Source organism: Achromobacter sp. SIMBA_011, assembly GCF_046535435.1.
GTDB lineage: Bacteria > Pseudomonadota > Gammaproteobacteria > Burkholderiales > Burkholderiaceae_B > Achromobacter > Achromobacter dolens.
The window spans coordinates 1-272 of sequence record NZ_JAWRWN010000461.1; the positions used below are offsets into that span (position 1 = coordinate 1).

Here is a 272-nt window from a genome sequence, read left to right on the forward strand (position 1 = left end):
GCGGCAATGTGCTGGTGGTGCGCCAGTAGACATAACGCAACACGATGGCCGTGCCGAAACCAAGCGCCACCAGACGCCAGGCCCCCTGCCCGTTGAAACTCTTGATCGTTGCAAGGAGGACGAGCGAAATCGCCGTGGCGACCAGATGCGTCTGCAGGCTGACCGGCATCGTAATGATGGCCAGAACGCAAAGCGAGACAAGCAACCAGACAATGATCGTGATGGCCTTGTTCATCCAGAAACTTTCCGTTCTCTTCCCCACCCGGACGTCT

General features: G+C 58.1%; 1 protein-coding gene. It reads right to left on the reverse strand.

Going from position 1 to position 272, the window contains the following annotated elements:
- Positions 1 to 235: hypothetical protein (locus tag SB816_RS31720; protein ID WP_410548211.1), on the reverse strand; the 235-nt coding region annotated here is incomplete at its 3' end.
- Positions 236 to 272: the final 37 nt, after the last annotated feature.